The sequence below is a fragment of the Leptospira harrisiae genome, assembly GCF_002811945.1.
Taxonomy (GTDB): domain Bacteria; phylum Spirochaetota; class Leptospiria; order Leptospirales; family Leptospiraceae; genus Leptospira_A; species Leptospira_A harrisiae.
The window spans coordinates 106,114-121,664 of sequence record NZ_NPDX01000004.1 but is presented as its reverse complement, the minus strand read 5'-3'; the positions used below and the strand labels follow the sequence as shown (position 1 = coordinate 121,664).

General features: G+C 37.3%; 15 protein-coding genes. 6 read left to right on the top strand and 9 right to left on the bottom strand.

Features of this window, described 5'->3' with window-relative positions; translation table 11 throughout:
• Positions 1–2: 2 nt before the first annotated feature.
• Together CH364_RS13855 and CH364_RS13850 are read left to right on the top strand one after the other, a co-directional pair.
• Entirely contained in the window at positions 3–881 is an 879-nt protein-coding gene (locus CH364_RS13855; RefSeq protein ID WP_100744344.1) for an acetyltransferase, read from the top strand.
• Complete coding sequence (locus CH364_RS13850; RefSeq protein ID WP_100744345.1) at positions 878–1,918, top strand: SMP-30/gluconolactonase/LRE family protein; 1,041 nt, start codon at positions 878–880, stop codon at positions 1,916–1,918. Before CH364_RS13855 ends, CH364_RS13850 begins: the two co-directional genes overlap by 4 nt.
• A gap of 8 nt (positions 1,919–1,926) precedes the next feature.
• On the opposite strand, the gene CH364_RS13845 is transcribed toward CH364_RS13850, so the two are convergent.
• Positions 1,927–5,016 (bottom strand): beta strand repeat-containing protein, encoded by a 3,090-nt coding sequence (locus CH364_RS13845; protein ID WP_100744346.1) that lies wholly within the window; start codon positions 5,014–5,016, stop codon positions 1,927–1,929.
• 80 nt (positions 5,017–5,096) lie between these two features.
• Between CH364_RS13845 and CH364_RS13840 the strand changes: the two genes are divergently transcribed.
• Positions 5,097–5,723, top strand: coding sequence for a trimeric intracellular cation channel family protein (locus tag CH364_RS13840; RefSeq protein WP_100744347.1), 627 nt, complete (start codon positions 5,097–5,099; stop codon positions 5,721–5,723).
• Positions 5,724–5,919: 196 nt separating this feature from the next.
• On the top strand, positions 5,920–7,440 hold the full coding sequence (locus CH364_RS13835) for an HDOD domain-containing protein (RefSeq protein ID WP_100744348.1): 1,521 nt from the start codon (positions 5,920–5,922) through the stop codon (positions 7,438–7,440).
• Positions 7,441–7,450: 10 nt separating this feature from the next.
• Here the strand turns inward: CH364_RS13835 and msrA are convergent, their stop codons facing one another.
• The 4 genes from msrA to CH364_RS13815 are packed head-to-tail and all read right to left on the bottom strand — an operon-like array spanning position 7,451 to position 9,848.
• Positions 7,451–8,143, bottom strand: a complete 693-nt coding sequence (gene msrA / locus CH364_RS13830) for a peptide-methionine (S)-S-oxide reductase MsrA (RefSeq protein WP_100744349.1) — start codon at positions 8,141–8,143, stop codon at positions 7,451–7,453.
• A 47-nt stretch (positions 8,144–8,190) separates the two neighbouring features.
• Positions 8,191–8,718: a hypothetical protein gene (locus CH364_RS13825; protein ID WP_100744785.1), complete on the bottom strand. Its 528-nt coding sequence runs from the start codon at positions 8,716–8,718 to the stop codon at positions 8,191–8,193.
• Positions 8,719–8,772: 54 nt separating this feature from the next.
• The gene (locus CH364_RS13820) at positions 8,773–9,138 is read right to left on the bottom strand and encodes a sulfite exporter TauE/SafE family protein (protein WP_100744350.1); all 366 of its coding nucleotides are present in this window, start codon (positions 9,136–9,138) and stop codon (positions 8,773–8,775) included.
• Positions 9,135–9,848 carry an MBL fold metallo-hydrolase gene (locus tag CH364_RS13815; protein ID WP_100744351.1) on the bottom strand — a complete coding sequence of 238 codons (714 nt, stop codon included), beginning with the start codon at positions 9,846–9,848 and terminating at the stop codon, positions 9,135–9,137. The genes CH364_RS13820 and CH364_RS13815 overlap by 4 nt, the downstream gene beginning before the upstream one ends.
• Before the next feature lie 145 nt (positions 9,849–9,993).
• Between CH364_RS13815 and CH364_RS13810 the strand changes: the two genes are divergently transcribed.
• Positions 9,994–10,338 carry a rhodanese-like domain-containing protein gene (locus CH364_RS13810; protein ID WP_100744352.1) on the top strand — a complete coding sequence of 115 codons (345 nt, stop codon included), beginning with the start codon at positions 9,994–9,996 and terminating at the stop codon, positions 10,336–10,338.
• Between the two features lie 20 nt (positions 10,339–10,358).
• Here CH364_RS13810 and CH364_RS13805 read toward each other — a convergent pair whose 3' ends face one another.
• From CH364_RS13805 to CH364_RS13790, 4 genes are all read right to left on the bottom strand, one after another.
• Positions 10,359–11,555, bottom strand: a complete 1,197-nt coding sequence (locus CH364_RS13805; protein WP_100744353.1) for a diguanylate cyclase — start codon at positions 11,553–11,555, stop codon at positions 10,359–10,361.
• Positions 11,556–11,670: 115 nt separating this feature from the next.
• Complete coding sequence (locus CH364_RS13800; protein ID WP_100744354.1) at positions 11,671–13,251, bottom strand: methyl-accepting chemotaxis protein; 1,581 nt, start codon at positions 13,249–13,251, stop codon at positions 11,671–11,673.
• A gap of 206 nt (positions 13,252–13,457) precedes the next feature.
• Complete coding sequence (locus CH364_RS13795) at positions 13,458–14,297, bottom strand: SGNH/GDSL hydrolase family protein (protein ID WP_100744786.1); 840 nt, start codon at positions 14,295–14,297, stop codon at positions 13,458–13,460.
• A gap of 77 nt (positions 14,298–14,374) precedes the next feature.
• A complete protein-coding gene (locus tag CH364_RS13790; protein ID WP_243401395.1) occupies positions 14,375–14,956 on the bottom strand; it encodes a TetR/AcrR family transcriptional regulator in 582 nt (193 codons plus the stop codon).
• A 118-nt stretch (positions 14,957–15,074) separates the two neighbouring features.
• Here CH364_RS13790 and CH364_RS13785 point away from each other — a divergent pair, with 118 nt between their 5' ends.
• Positions 15,075–15,545, top strand: coding sequence for a nuclear transport factor 2 family protein (locus CH364_RS13785; RefSeq protein ID WP_100744356.1), 471 nt, complete (start codon positions 15,075–15,077; stop codon positions 15,543–15,545).
• Positions 15,546–15,551: the final 6 nt, after the last annotated feature.

Below are 15,551 nucleotides of genomic sequence, written 5' to 3'. Positions count from 1 at the left end.
CTTTGGGATTAATCATTGCTTATATTTTGTTTCTATTGAATTTATTGTCGATCATTCCAACGATGTATCCGCTTTATATTTGGAAGTTGTTAACAACCGGATCGTTAAGAAGATTTGGTGACCGCTTACTTTTGAAGGTAGGAGAAGCTTGGATCGAAAATAACTACCGTATTTCACGAATGTTATATGGTGTACAATTTGAAGTGATAGGTGATGGGTATAAAAATTTAAAACAAAACGGAAAATATATGATAATCTGTAATCACCAATCTTGGTCGGATATTTATATCATTCAATCTGTTTTGAATCGTAAAATCCCTCTCATTCGTTTTTTCATCAAAGATTCGTTAAAGTATGTTCCGATCCTTGGGCATGCATGGTTGGCATTAGATTTTCCTTTTGTCAAACGCAGTAGCCGAGAGCAGTTGAAAAAAAATCCAGAACTTGCAACAAAGGATTTAGAGAACGTCAAAAAAGTTTGCGAAAAATTTGCGGATATGCCTTTTTCTATTTTGAATTTTCTGGAAGGTCATAGAAGGACTCCAGAGAGAGTGCAAAAATTACTTAAGAAAAATCCGTATCAAAATTTGTTACGTCCTCATAGTGGCGGAATTTCTGTAGTGTCCACTGCCTTAAGAAATTCGCTTGATGCTTTTATCGATTTAACGATTGTTTATCCTACAGAAAATCCAAGTTTTTTAGATTTGATGCGTGGAAAAATTCGAAAGCTAAAGGTGTTTGTGGAAGTGATTCCGGCATCTTTAGTTCCAATCGAGGAAAACGAACAATTTGCACCAATGTCTAAAAAAATGAAACGTTGGGTTGATGAGCGCTGGGCTTTAAAAGATACTTTGATCACTAAGGAGAAACTTCCAAAATGAAATATTTATTAACAAATATCCTTGTTTTTTCATCCCTTTTTTCTTGCAGATCGTTTGCTCCTGTCTCTTATGATCCGCCAATCAAACCAGATTTTGTTGGTGTTTATGCACCTAATACCGAATTACAAAAGTCTATATTGCTTGCCATTGGGAAAGTGAAAGGACTTGAGTCTTTGGATGTTGATGCGGATGGAAATATTTATGGTGGTGATAAAGACGGACGTATCATTCGCATCACTCTAAAAGGAGAAATTAAACCCATTGCCAATACTTCGGGAAGGCCACTTGGAATTCAGTTTGATAAACTTGGAAACCTCATTATTGCCGATGCTTACCGTGGCCTTTTGTCTTTGGACAAGTCTGGAAAAATAACCGTTTTGGTTTCCGAATACAAAGGAAAACCATTTAAATTTACTGATGATTTGGACATAGCCCAAGATGGGAAAATTTATTTTTCGGATGCTTCAATCTATGAACAAAAAGAATACCTTTATGATCTGTTAGAAGCAAGACCTTATGGTAGAGTTTTTGTATATGATCCTAAAACTAAAGAAACTGAATTACTTGCGGACGGATTGTACTTTGCCAATGGAATTGCATTGTCTAAAACAGAAGATTTTCTGCTAGTCAATGAAACTTATAGATATAAAATCACAAAACTTTGGTTAAAAGGTCCTAAGAAAGGTAATAAAGAAACAGTCATTGAGAATTTACCAGGATTTCCAGATAATATCACTAGAAATGAAAATGGAGATTTTTGGGTCGCGTTATTTACAGTAAGAAACGATCGAATGGACAATATGCATCCATCTCCAGTTGTTAAAAGAATGATATCCTATCTGCCTAAATTCCTCTGGCCTAAAGCAGAACCTTATGGATATGCTTTGAAAATGGACGGTAATGGAAAAGTGCTAATGACTCTTCAAGATCCTGGTGGTGAACACTTAAAGGAAGTCACTAGTGTTTTGGAAAAGAAAAGACAATTGTATATTGGAAGTCTTTACAATGATCGTGTTGGGATTTACGTATTACCTTAACCACTAAGTTAAGGTGTACAACCAAATTCGTATTCTACTGCACCAAGGCTCACAGCTCCATCCCCACCGGGCCTTGTTCCGTTTCCATTATAACTGTCTGTTATCAGTAGATTTGGCGATTTTGTAATTAGACAGGAGGTTGCAGAAGTTGGTGTGTAAACTGCAACTGTTCCAAAATCGGAAACGAAGTAAGGATCCATTTTTAGATTGTTCGCAAAATTTCCACCAACGCCAATGGGGGATGAACATGCTACTGTTATATTGGGAATTCCTCCGGGACAAAGCTCAGGATAGTTGGAACCGTTTTGGTAAACCATATTCGCGCAGTTATGAAATACATTGTATTTAATAGCAGTTTGGGCTCCCGCTCCTGAATTGTAAATACATGCATTGCTAGCTGAGTCATTATTGAGCAGAAATACATTGTTTTGGATGTCTGCCAATGTGGACGGGGTCGAAATAAATAGGGCAGATTCATTCCCGTTAGCACCGGTTCCTGAGCTAACTGTGTTGTGGTAAATTTTAATAGCGGAAAAAGTTCCGCTTAGTTCGATACCTCGAGCCCTGGTCGTGCTTATTCCATTTTGAATCCAATTGTTAGAAACTAACATCGCTGATGGGGCAGATAAGCTGATTCCTGAAACACTGGTTGCCGATATTCCACTGGCTTGACCTAAGCGAAAATAGTTACCCGAAATATTGGATGTTGCCGTAAGAGAAGCACCGTAGACACCGACCACTGTTGCACTTGCTGTTGGCGACGTTGCATTCCCAATGGAAAAGGAATTATTTTCGATTGAAGCGATCCCACCCCCTGCCGAAGTATAAATTCCCGTAGAGGTTGAAGAACCAGCTGAGTTTGATGAATTTCCTGTTTGAATGACATTTCGTCTTACCGTATGGCCTGCGGTTAAGTAGATTCCATAAGATGATAAAACCGTGTTGGAACCAGAAGTGATTAAGTTCCCTTGTGTGGGAGATCCAATTTGGATACTTGATGCAGCTTGGATTCTGATTCCTATTGATTGGTATGCGGTGCCTGCAGTGAAAATATTACCTGAAAGAATTCCCACAGAACTTGCGCCACCATTAATATCCATAGCGATGCTGTCACTTACTGAAAGTGGAGCATTATTCACCATTTGACTTTGAATTGAATTTCCTCTAATATTTGTAACGTTAATTCCAGAAGTTCCGATGTACTGAATTCCTTTTGATTTACCATCTTTTATGGTAGGTAAATTCCCACCTGAAATTGTATTCGATAGTAAAATTGGAGTGATGGTCGCAGCGGATGACAAATATAATCCAACAGAGTAACAGCCATTAAGTGTACATTCACCTCCGTCTACGTTGTTTAAGATTAGATAGGGATTACTATTAATTGCAATAACGCCAGTGGCACCATTGATTCCATAACCAGCGGATATGACGTTATTAATCAATCTTACATTGTTGGTTGAATCTAAAAACACGCCCGCCATATAAGGAGCTGTATCCGGTCCGCCTACGATTTTAAATCCAGAGATAGTAACATTGGCCGTGACGCCTGCGTCTCCAGTGACAGCAGCGCAAGGCGAAGTCGCCGTCGCAACAGCACAACCTACAGGAGTTGTATCCATCAATATCACCGAGGAATGGGAGTTTGGATCCCAGGTTCCAAAATTAGATCCTGTCACATAACTACCATAAAGTGAAATTCCTGAGACAAGTTGGATGGTTCCTCCTACAAAGGCTGGGTCATAAGATCCTGCTTCTACAAGTACGGCACAATCCGAACCGGGACAACCGCCAAAACTATCGATTGCCACTTTTATATTTCTCTTAGGAGTGAGCGGTGTGAGTCCATCGTTTGCATCGTTCCCAGTTGTATCGGCCACATATCGAAGGGAATTGGGAATCAAATATAGTAAATTTACATTAGAGGAAAGTGGATATCCACCTACGTTATTACAATTGAGGGTTAAGGTTCTATGGCCACTCATCCAAGAATCACTGGCTGCTGGCGTTACAGTCAGTGTATCATTAGTTAGGGTTGTCGTACTAACCGAATATTGAACCGTAAAACCTAGGTTTGTGTTTAGTGTTCCCGTTGAACCAGTGCAACTCCCTACATTGATCTCATCCGAAAATTGTAACTTAATACTTTCTAGGGGTTTGAGAACGCCACCATTCGAAGGTCCAATACTTAAGACACTAAAACAATTTGCAATGATAGGTATAGTTCCGGTGACTACGCCTGTTGTGGAGGAGAGCGTACATTGGTGATTTGGCGGTGTAGAAACAATTTGTAAACTATACGAATTATTTGTCACTACGTTCGTTGGAAACCGATGGAGCCCGTTAGTGGATATAGAGAGAAATTCTGAATTATTATTACGAATGGTCAAAGTTCCAGAGCCAATTCCTACTGCAGTGACTTCGATAGGAAAGGCAATGGAAGTACAGGCTATGGTGATATTGGTAATGTTTGTCCCTGCAATGACTCCCGCACCATTGGTTGTGAGACAATTTTGTAATGGATGGTTAGGTTGTGTGGTCACGGATACATTATATGAAGTACCGTCAATATACGTTTGAGAAAATGCAAACGTTCCAGAAGCTACTGCCACGCCCAGTGTAGAACCATCGACGGAGTTCGTTAAAGTAAGTCCTGTGATTCCATCTAAACCAGTAATGGTTCCGCCAATTGTATACTTTAAAGGATCACAATTAACAATGATTGAATTGATATTGCCAAATCCCACCACTCCCAGTCCGCCACTCACAGAACAGACTTGGGTAGGAAGGGTTGGTTGTGTTTTGATTGTGACACTAAAGTTGGTACCCGTTGTAACAGTTGTGTTAAACTGGTAATTGCCATCCGAATTGATGAGGAGAGTTTCTGTTCCCGAATTTAAATCAATGGCTAAACCAGATCCAACTAGACCAGAAACGGTGACTGAGATTTTAAAAGGTCCTGTGTTGACCAAACTTTGTAACTGTAAAAAATCACTGACAGATTGTAATAATCCTTTGGACAAACTGGGGATACAAGCTTGGAATAAAAAAGTTGGAATTAGAATGGCATTCCTAAAAACTCTAGCAGTCGACTTCATCTCTATTCTATACAACAACTGACAGGTGGGAACATTGTCATTTTATTTTACGTCTAATCTCCAAAAGCAGGTTAAAATCGGTGGATTTTAGTTTTTCTTATTACATTGGACTTTCGGGAATCATGGTTTTCACTATGTCCGGAGCTCTAGCTGCCTTGGAGCATAAAGACCACCACCATGATCTATTTAGTGTTTTTTTTACAGGATTCATCACTGCGATCGGTGGAGGAACCTTAAGAGATATTACTTTAGGAAATTACCCTGTGTCTTGGGTCCGAGATGAGAATATCCTTTGGGCTATATTCGTTGGTTTTTTACTAGTCATCCTTTTTCCAGGAATCTTAGCCAAATTAAGAGATGAATTATTTTTATTTGATACTTTAGGAATTGGAATCTATACAGTCCTTGGAACAAGAATCGCTTTGGACCATGGAGTTAATTTTTTTGCATCGGCACTTCTGGGAATGATCTCTGCTATTTTTGGGGGAGTCATTCGAGACACGTTGATGAATGAAGTCCCATTTATTTTTCGAAAAGAAATTTATGCTACTGCTTGTTTGGTGGGATCTGTTTTATACATCATATTAAACGAATGGAACATAAATGCCAATTGGAACTTAGTCATCTCCGCCACTGTTGTCGTTGGAATAAGGGTTGTTGCTGTTCGCTATAATTTAGGTCTTCCTAAGATTAAAATTTTTGATTAATTAGTACGCATACGTAGTAAATTCACGGATTAAATCCCTCTTTGTTTTCGTACTTACCGCAAGATTTTTAGGATTCGTTATTTTATTGTTAAACGCTTGCACAAGCAAAATATTTCCATTCAATGGAATAGAAGTATCGTCAATTCTATTGGCTTAGGGAATACCCTTTTGATACTCCTTCATTACTTGAGGTATTATGGCAAGTCCAAAGGCTGTCGCATTAGAATACAAACAAGACTTAGGTCTACATTCCAATATTGATGATATCAATCATCCCATTCTAGAAAACTCACCATTTCATTTTAAGTTTTTTCAAATCACCGATGAAGTAGAGAATACTTTATTTCAAGTATTGGATCGATTTTTATTGCAACTTGACCTAATTATAGTTAGAGATTCTGTTCTGGCTGCTATGAAAGAAACAGTCACAAACGCAATCAAAGCAAATGCTAAACGTGTATTTTTTAAAAACCGAGCCAGTAACATTGAAGACCAAAAAGAATATGAAGCAGGTATTGTAGAGTTTAAAAAAACATATTTGGAAAATCGAGAACTCATCGAGGATTCTCTACAAAGAAATAATTTTGGTGTTTTTGTTTCCTTTATACATAACAAAAGTTTGATGCGAATTCGTGTGATGAATAACGTCCAACTCACTTCAGCAGAATCAGCAAGAATCAAGGAAAGAATCGATAAAGCAAAAACCTATAACGATTTAGCAGATGCCTTTATGGATATGTCCAACGAACAAGAAGGTGCTGGTCTAGGTTTGATCATGACTCTCATGATGTTACGTAACGATGGGTTAGGAGATTCAGCCTTCAAGTTTGAGTCTGGAGAAAACAAAACTGTATTTATGATTGATATTCCTTCTAAGGTATCCAAAGAAAATCAACAGTTAGAAAAAATAGACAATATCGTTTCTCAAATTGATAATCTGCCTACCTTTCCAAAGGCTATCAAAGATATCCAAGACGCCATTGACAAACCAAACTCCAGTATAGGAACCATTGCAGAGATGATCAAAAAGGACATCGCACTCTCTGCCAATATTTTAAAATTATCAAATTCTGCAGCCTTTCGTCGAGGAGGGAGAGTTGAGAGTTTGGATCGTGCGATCCAACTCATTGGATTGAAAGAACTTCAAACCTTATTGTATAGTCTTGGAACAAAACAGATGTTAGAGGATAAGTTTCCAGCATTTACTGCGATTTGGGAAAAATCTAACGAATCTGCCTTTTATTGTAAAGCCATTGGGCAAAAAATGGCGATGAACAAAGCAGATCTTAGCAATTTGATTGCCGCATCTCTTTTACATGATATTGGTGAAATTTTGCTTCTATCTTTTGACCAACAACATATGTCAAAAATTAAAACCTACTCAAATTCTAGAGAAATAGCTTCCACCATTAGTATGGAAGAATCTGCTATTGGGATCACACATTCAAAGTTAGGTGCAATGGTTGGAGAAAAATGGAACTTCCCAATTCTTTACACAAAGGCAATGGAATTTCATCATAGGCCCCTTCTGGCAGACAATGTTTATGCAGATATCGTATTCCCCATCTACTTGAGTGATATGATGATTGCCATCAATGCAAAGGAAGCAAAATCTTCAGAAATTCCAGCGGAAATTTTAAAACTTTGTAAGTTTCAATCTAAGTCAGAATTTGATTCTTTCCGGACAAAAATTAGAGAACAGTTTTTATCCTACTAAAATCCAAATATCATTTTGATTCTTTTGTGGATTTTCTATACTGTTTGTATCTGGATTGGAATTCTTGGTATCTTGGAATAGAAACTGCCTGAACATATGATTGATTGGGATTGGATTTGATAAAGTTTTGGTGATAACCTTCTGCCTTATAAAATTCTTTAAGTTCTTGGTATTCAGTGACTATTTGACTTTTCCAAATTTGGTTTTTCTCAATTTCTTTTTGAATCGATTTAGCAATTTTTAACTCCGAATCTGAAGAATAGAATAAAATAGATCTGTATGAAGATCCTTCGTCCGGTCCTTGTCGATTGAGAGTGGTAGGATCATGAGAAAGGAAAAAAATTCTACAGAGTTCCGCGTAATCAATCTTAGATGGGTCATAATAAACAAGGACAGTTTCAGCATGACCAGTGGTTTCTGTGTTTACTAATTCATAATTTGGATTTTTTGTATGTCCTCCTGCATAACCTGAAACAACTTCAGTAACACCAGGAATGGATTCAAAGATGTGTTCGGAACACCAAAAACAACCTTCCGCAAATGCAGCTAGTTTCTGGCCTTTGTTTGGTTGTAAGGAAAATTTTTGAATTTCTATTTCTTTATCAGAGTAAATTTGGCATTGGGCAAAAAGAAAAATACTTACAAAAACAAAAGACAAAATCGAAAAAGGTAAGGCGCGAAAAGAATTTTTGACAGATTCCATACCTTATTAGATTGTTTTACAAATCATTTGGGAACCAAAAGATTAAATTAGGGGGGAGTGATGTCCTTTTCTTCTGGAAACTGAGTATAGTTTGGATTGGATCCTTTCGGTATTTTGCCACTTCGGTATATAAAAATCCCTTTTGATCCAGAAAAACTAGCCAAAGGTTTGTAAAAATTTTGTTTGATGAAGTAACCTAGAACGGTTACGGAAAGAGAAGCTGAATACACCCAAGTTTCCGAATAACCACCGTAACCAAAGACAAAAGAGCCAGAAAGAATAAGTGTTTGGCTTATCAACCAAACAGTGGTTCGATTGAGAAGAAAACGGTACCATCCAATTTCTGTGATTTGATTTCGAATCCCTTGTAACAAAATTCCTATGACAGGAATTCGAAGTAAAAACCCCAAAAGTCCGAAAACCACAATAAAGATAAGGAGTAACCAAAAAGAGGAGAAAATTAGGTTCCACCAAAAAAGAAACTGGAGTGGAGGGATGAGTCCAGACGGCCAAACAAAGTTTGCAGAAAATAAGGAAATAAGAATCCAAAAAAATGTGAGATAAAAACCGAACACGAGTGAATGGAAACTAAAATCCAAAGTTACTGCAAGGAAAAATTTATTTCATTTTTACTTCGGATAAAAAATCATTTTTAGTCCAACGATCACAGTAAAGATTCCAAAAAACCGAGAGAGAGTGGTGGTATCAATTTTGGAAGCCATTCCTGCTCCGAAGATACTTCCCAGAATAAACCCTGCACTAATGAAAGCCGCAGCAAAGAGGTTGGTTTCTCCTCGCGTATAATAGATATATGCAGCAACGATTCCAATAGGAGGAACCATTGCTGCCAAGGTAGTTCCTTGGGCTAGTTTTTGATTAAAATCAAAAAAATATACAAGAGCAGGAACAAGTAGGATTCCACCACCAATTCCCACAAGCCCACCGAGAATCCCTGCACCTACACCTAACAATAAAAATAATAATCCTAAACTCATGACACTTTCCCACAAACACGGTTTGCCGGCACTGCTTCATGAATTTTTTTTGGTTCCGGAAGATTCAAATTGTCCATGATCTCTTTAAATTCTTGGAGTGATTTCCCTGCTATCCTTGGATTCCATTGTTTTTCTTCGCCAATGGTTGTGGATAAAAAACCTTTATAATCATGGCCAGGAAGGACAATCGTATCATCTGGTAATGAAAATAGTTTTTTTGTGATGGATTCGTACAATTCGTCCGAGCTACCACATTGGAAATCAGTCCGTCCGCAACCTCGAACAAAAAGTGCATCCCCAGAAAAAAGATACAAACCATTTAACAGAAGTGAAATGGAACAAGGAGTATGCCCTGGTGTATGAATCACTAAAAATTTAAGATTCCCTACTTCAAATAAATCACCATCTTTAAGAAATTTTGAAGCGCAAACAGCGCCAGAGTGTTCTGAGGCATAAGATTCGCATTGCGTTTTGTCCCTCAAATTTCCTGCAGATGTGATATGATCCGCATGCATATGAGTTTCCACTGTGACTGCTAGGTTGTATCCAAGTTCTTGAATATATGTTAGGTCTCTTTCTAAGCGTTCGAGCACTGGATCCACAAGAACTGATTGTTTGGATTTCCTATCAAGGATTAGATAAGTCCAAGTCCCAGATTCTGAATCGTAGAGAGGTCTAATTTCCAAATTTTCTTTTGGATTTATAATCATAACAGGATTAGTCTCCTTTTTATACCAAGCAATGGAATGCTAAAATTTAGGGATTGGAATGGGTCTAAATACCATACCCCCTATAGTATATAGATTGAATTGACTAAATATTCAGGCAACAAAAAATTGGGAAAAAGGAGAAAGTATGAAATCTTTCCTGATTTTCGGAGCCATCCTAGGGTTCCTTTTCATTTTTGTAAAACGCATCCAATCCAAAGGAGACAAAGATATGGTAAAACAATGGATTCAAAATGGAGCAGTGGTTGTCGATGTGCGAACCCAGTCAGAATTTGCTGAAGGGCATTATTCGGGAGCAATGAATATACCTGTGGATGTCCTTCCTTCTCAACTCCATCGATTGAAAGACAAAGAAACAAAAATTATTGTTTATTGTCGTTCAGGTGCAAGAAGTGAAAGGGCCAAACAAATTTTACAATCGAGTGGATATTCCTCTGTTTTGAACGCTGGTGGCCTTTCCGATCTGCCGTAATTGGTCGAATGATTTGTTATTTAGGAAACGACACCGGTAGGAATTTTTGATTTGTATCGGTGTAATGTATATAAATCAGAAAGTTTGGATTGGTCTTCGAGTGAGAGTTCCAAAAATTCGGCACCCATATGGAATTTATGAAAACCGATTTCTTCTTTTCTCACTACCTTGATCTTCGCATTGATTTCTTGGTTTGTATCAGATTCCCGAAGTTTGACATCGAAAGATTCGTTGAGTGTAATGTCATCTTCCGTATCAAATGCAATGCCTGTCACAGAAATATTTTTAGAAATGGTTTTAAGAGTTTTATCTGGTAAGATAAAAAAGAGTTCGAGGTTGGCATCAAAACGCAAACTACTTCTTTTTTCGTTCGAATAAGCTACAATTTGATTTTTTCCAGAATATTTGGCAGTATACAAAGCTCGATCGGCTAAGTCATACATTTCTTCACAAGTTTTGACTTTTTCAGGATAGGATACAATTCCGCCACTGAGGGTCACAGATTTTCCACTCAGTTGAATGGTGCGGCAAGCTTCTAATAGTTTTTCTGATGCAATGAGTGCTTGTTCTTCATTGGTTTGCGGAAATATAACAGCAAACTCTTCTCCACCGACCCGACATGCGGTGTCTTCCATACGCAAACAAGATGTGATTTGTTTTGCTACTTTTGTTAAAATTTCATCACCTGTCGTGTGACCGTAGGTATCATTGATTTTTTTAAAATCATCAATGTCAATGATGAGAAGGGATAGGTTTTGATTGTATCTTGTGGATTGTTTGAATTCGCGTATGAGCGCGGTTTCAAAATGCCTACGGTTGTATAATCTGGTGAGCTCATCAACTAATATCAGTTTTTCGGTATCTGAAAATAGTTTCATCTCTATGATTTTTGGGTTTTTTATTTTGAGATTGATGTTGGTAAAATAATCGAATAATGCAACACGAAAGCCCACTTGGCGGCCCATACATTGCGAGAGTTTTGATTTGTTTTGGATGATCTCTGTCCAAATTGATTCGGATTCATTTTCCGATATTTCAAGTGAAGTTAGAACTTTTAAGATGGCAGAATAAATTTGCGAATCTTCTAAATGATACGCAGGGTGTTCCTTGATTTTTTGGAATACAAGTTCCTCTTGGTTTGGATTCTCTTCCAAAATTACCATAATGGTATCTTCGATTCTTTGTCCGGGGCGACCGGTTAGATTGGGTTTTAACATAGCACGCTAAAGGTTATCAATTTATTTCCCACAATTTCCCAAAGTTCTAGAAAAGGCACCTGTTGTAAAGACAGGTTTTATTCCTGAAACTCGGTTCTGTATAAAGGGAAATCCCTTAGGTCAAAGTTAGTTGTTTCGATTGGGTATGGATGGCGTTGATCTCTTCATAAAGCAGTTGGACAGAATCAGCCAGTTTTTGTGTGGTTTCATCAATGACTGTGATTGCATGGTTGATTTCCTTACTACCAGTCATCTGTTCTTTGGCAATCATTCCAATCTGCTCGGATAATACATGCAATTCGGAAAAAGTAAGTCTGAGTTGCGAATTTAAGGTTTCTTGGTCAGTGACATGTCCTTCTAAACTCAAAATTTCGCTTTCGATACGAAGCAATTCTTGGTTTTGGCTTTCTACTTGGGATTTTACTTCCTTTGAATACCTGGTTCCTTCGTTGATTTTGAGTCCCGCATCTTTCACAATTTTTGCAATGGTGCCCGCATTGGATTGGGAACGTTCTGCCAGTTTTGCAACTTCTTGGGCTACCACTGCAAATCCGCGTCCATGTTCTCCCGCTCTTGCTGCTTCAATCGAAGCATTTAGTGCCAGTAAGTTGGTCTGGTCTGCAATGTCTGACATCATTTGATTGATTTCTTCAACTTTAGAAAAGGCTTGGTTGAGTTCTGAATAAATGCTATTGAGTTCTTCTGAGGAAGTTTTTACTTTTTTGCTAAAATCGGCGGAGAGACTTACATCTTTTGCAATTTTTGTTGTTTTGGTTTTTACATTTTCGCTAATATTTTGTAGAGATAAAAAGTTTTGATCCACAATTTTTACACGTGCGACTTGGTCTTCCACAAGGTTTGCCGAACTAATTGCTGAAGAAGATAGTTCTTCTACGGATGCGGAAATTTCCTCAACAGAAGCCGCTTGGTTTTGTGATTGGTTGTGTAACACGTCTGACATGGATTGTAATGTGTCTACAGAAGCCGCGAGAGTACTTGCAGATTTTTCCAATTGAATTGATTTGTTAGATATAAAGTTTTGTTTTTCTAAGGTTTCTTTGAGTTTTGTTTTTAAATCAGATTGCATTTCCCGAATGAGAGCCACTACAAATCGTAAACTAAAAATCACACCAAAGTAAAATATAACTTTTTGCACTTCAGTGGCCACAATGACATGGTTTGCTCTTAACATGTCTGGGCTAGGTTTTCCAACGAGGGCGGCTCCCAGTTTTGCTGACAAATAAATCCCACCTAAATACAAACAGGTGGAAATGATTCCAACAATCATTACTAATTTAGATTCAAATAGAAAACTAGAATAAATGGCAATGAAAACAAAAATGATATAAAAGATACCTGCGTTGATTGTATTACTTGCATCACCCTTTGTATAGTTATTGTAAATGTCCAAATAGAAAAAACTAACTAATATTAGAAGATCTATGAAGATGATGGTAAAAGCCCAAGATTTTTTGATTTCTTTGTCTTTTCGTAAAAAATATCCGGGAACTAATCCGTTGAGTAAAAAGATAATGGAACCAATAAAATTTGGGATAAAACTTTTGGTGGCAAAGTTAGCGGCCACTCCCAAAAGAAACACTGCGCTCAGTCCGTACTTTGTGTACACTATGAGTGAGACACCTCTCCGAAAGAGATTCCTTTCAAATAGGCTGATTTCATTTGTTTCTTCGGACATTCCCTAAGCTCCTCTCTGGATGTTTGGGTCCTTAGTTTTCATAAAAACCCCTACATACTCAGTTTTACTGTAACAAGATTTATAAACTCTTTGACGATAAAAAATCTATATTTCAATCGTATGTATGAGGTTGATGTTATGTGTGTTCGTTAGTTTTAATTACAACAAATTAGAAAGAGAATGAGTATCAATTCATCCTATGATTGTTATTTTTTTCCTGAGGAAAATTCTTCTAAAATCATTGTTTCCAAAATTGTTCCTCCACGTTCATTCAAATGGATTGCATCCGTTAAATAATAATATCCATTGGAATCACCTAAATCATTCCAATTTGAAGTAGAAGAATAATATTTTAATATCGTCCAGTACATTCCCCAAGTGCTTTGGATGTATGGTTTTCGAATTTTTAAGTTAGATTCATCCAGACCTTTTGATAGAGTTTCATGTAATGGTTTGTATATAACTTTTTCTTTGGTCGCTACTTGTTTGGTGAGTTCTGCAAATCGTTTGGACCTTTGGAAGGGAATTGAGTTTCGATCTTCTCCTAAAACAGGCGGAGAAAAAACAACGAGTTTAGCTTTGGTATCTTTTTTTATGGATTGGATTATTTTAGTTAAATTACTCACAAAACTTTCTTCAGAGACTGGATCTTTTAATTTCCAAAGGTCTGCATAACGATTGTATTCATCTTCTGAAAGAGTCGCCTTCAAATCGTTAGTTCCTATTAATAAAAAAACAAAATCTGGGTTTAATTTTTTTAAATTCTCAAGTTGTTCTAGAATTTGAACCGTTAAGCGACTGTTAATTCCTTCATTAATTACTTGGGAATCCGCAAAGGTTGGATGTTTAGCGATAGAAGCCACATAATCATGACTGACTCGCCCATGAGTAATGCTATCCCCGAAAAAAACAATCTTTGGTGTTTTGGTAGATTTTGCTTCGATTGCGGCTTTCAGATTATTTGGTGGCACTTTTGTTGCTTGGAAAATAACACAAGAGTCGAATACGAAAAATGAGAGAAGCCAAAGTTTTGCTAGGTGTTTCATGGTCTTCGATCCTAACGAAAACAAAAAAAGGAAAAAGCAAAATTTGAAAAACGAACGGGAAAATATTTCTGAATGGTTTACCTTAAAGTTCGTAAAAACTTTTCTATCCAAGGTCTTAGATCGTGAAACTCAGGTTTTTCATGTTTTAATAACAAGCGAAAATACAAAGAACCGTAGAGTATATCCATACAAACATCGATTTCTTCCTCTGACAAAACTTGAATTTGTTTGGATGAAATTGCAAAACGAAAGAATTGTTTTGCTGCTTCTCTTCTTGGAAGTAAATAATTCTCTAAAATAGATTCGGAAAGTTCGCTGTCTTGTTGGCCAGCACCAATTAAAGTGGAGATGACTTTTCCAAATTTGCCAGAAAATATTCGAGAGAGAGCTTCCATTTGTTCAAGGATTGCTTTTTCAAACGGAACTTCTTTTGGGAATTCCAAAAAAGGAGAGATCATATGAGTGATTGTGCTCATGGCTAAATTTGCTTTGTTTGGCCATCTTCGGTAGATCGTTGTTTTTGCGACTCCAGTTTCCTTTACGATATCATCTATGGAAAATCCATGATACCCCTTTTTTGCTAACATTTCATATGTCGTTTTTAAAACCAATGGTTCCAGCTCTTCCGACCTGGGGCGTCCCGCAGTTTTTGGGATCATTTTCTTTTTTGTAACCATAAACCAAAATATTATAAAAAAAACTTGACTGTCAACTATATTCCGATACCGCTGGTATTGAATATCGATACTCTTGGTATCGATATTCAAGGAGATAAAAATGAAACCAGTATTGGTACTAGCTACTTTGTTGTTTGGAAGTGTTGGGTTGTTTGCAAAATCAGCTTCTCCCTCTGGGGAAAAGGTTTTAGAGACCTTTTTTAGTGAATTTGGAAAGGGAAATGCAGAAAGTGTTTTGAATTGTTTTCATCCACAAACGACCATTACAGCTGTTCGTAGCGAAAATCGTGGAGAAAACCAATTGTATGGAACTTACACAGGCATTCCGGGAGCCAAGGAGTTTCTAACGAACATGGGTTTCCAGTTGGATACAAAACGATTCCAAGTGGATCAGATTGTTGGTAAAAAAGATTGGGTGTTTGCAAGTGGAAGTTTTTTGCATATCATCAAACAAACTGGCAAACCTTTTGAGAGTGAATGGGCGTTAAAGGTACAAATCAAGGATGGAAAAATTTTTTCTTACCACTTTTATGAAGACAGTGCTTCTTTTGTCTTGGCTTCTAAAAAATAAATAGAT

Excerpts from the sequence above, each read along its gene's own strand:
- CH364_RS13800 (WP_100744354.1), bottom strand. The coding sequence starts at position 13,251 with ATGTCCGAAGAAACAAATGAAATCAGCCTATTTGAAAGGAATCTCTTT.
- msrA (WP_100744349.1), bottom strand. The coding sequence starts at position 8,143 with ATGGAATCTGTCAAAAATTCTTTTCGCGCCTTACCTTTTTCGATTTTG.
- CH364_RS13815 (WP_100744351.1), bottom strand. The coding sequence starts at position 9,848 with ATGATTATAAATCCAAAAGAAAATTTGGAAATTAGACCTCTCTACGAT.
- CH364_RS13835 (WP_100744348.1), top strand. The coding sequence starts at position 5,920 with ATGGCAAGTCCAAAGGCTGTCGCATTAGAATACAAACAAGACTTAGGT.
- CH364_RS13850 (WP_100744345.1), top strand. The coding sequence starts at position 878 with ATGAAATATTTATTAACAAATATCCTTGTTTTTTCATCCCTTTTTTCT.
- CH364_RS13790 (WP_243401395.1), bottom strand. The coding sequence starts at position 14,956 with ATGATCCCAAAAACTGCGGGACGCCCCAGGTCGGAAGAGCTGGAACCA.
- CH364_RS13795 (WP_100744786.1), bottom strand. The coding sequence starts at position 14,297 with ATGAAACACCTAGCAAAACTTTGGCTTCTCTCATTTTTCGTATTCGAC.
- CH364_RS13785 (WP_100744356.1), top strand. The coding sequence starts at position 15,075 with ATGAAACCAGTATTGGTACTAGCTACTTTGTTGTTTGGAAGTGTTGGG.
- CH364_RS13845 (WP_100744346.1), bottom strand. The coding sequence starts at position 5,016 with ATGAAGTCGACTGCTAGAGTTTTTAGGAATGCCATTCTAATTCCAACT.
- CH364_RS13805 (WP_100744353.1), bottom strand. The coding sequence starts at position 11,555 with ATGTTAAAACCCAATCTAACCGGTCGCCCCGGACAAAGAATCGAAGAT.
- CH364_RS13810 (WP_100744352.1), top strand. The coding sequence starts at position 9,994 with ATGAAATCTTTCCTGATTTTCGGAGCCATCCTAGGGTTCCTTTTCATT.
- CH364_RS13820 (WP_100744350.1), bottom strand. The coding sequence starts at position 9,138 with ATGAGTTTAGGATTATTATTTTTATTGTTAGGTGTAGGTGCAGGGATT.